The sequence below is a fragment of the Catenulispora rubra genome (genome assembly GCF_015356825.1).
Taxonomy (GTDB): domain Bacteria; phylum Actinomycetota; class Actinomycetes; order Streptomycetales; family Catenulisporaceae; genus Catenulispora; species Catenulispora rubra.
Map to the genome: position 1 here is coordinate 1 of NZ_JAACYW010000710.1, position 571 is coordinate 571.

The 571-nt window shown below is 63.2% G+C and carries 1 pseudogene; it reads left to right on the plus strand.

Going from position 1 to position 571, the window contains the following annotated elements:
* Window positions 1-571, plus strand: a pseudogene (locus GWK61_RS55080) (galactosylceramidase); the annotation flags it as partial.

The window sequence follows — 571 nt, forward strand, 5'->3', positions numbered from 1 at the left end:
GCCTACATCAACTGGCCGGTCATCGCCGCCCTGTATCCGAACCTGTTCTTCAGCGACCAGGGCATGTCGATAGCGAACCAGCCGTGGTCAGGGAACTACCACATCGGCAAGACCACCTGGGTCACCGCACAGACCGCACAGTTCACCGCTCCCGGCTGGCACTACCTCGACTCTGCCAGCGGTTATCTGGGCGGCAGCAACAGCAACGGCAGCTACGTATCGCTGAAGTCGACCGACAACTCCGACTACAGCACGATCGTCGAGACCATGGACGCCACCGCCGCGCAGACCCTCAACGTCAAGGTCGCCGGCGGCTTGTCGAACGGCACCGTCCACGTCTGGGCGACCAAGGTACTGAACTCCACCAGCCCGTCTGACGATCTCGCCCACGTCCAGGACGTCACACCGTCCGGTGGCAGCTATTCAGTGACCCTGCAACCGGGCTATGTCTATACCCTGACGACTACCACCGGGCAGGGCAAGGGCACTGCGACACCTCCGCCGGCCACCACGATGGCGCTGCCGTACTCGGACAACTTCGACACCGCCGCGACCAGTACGTCTCCGAAGT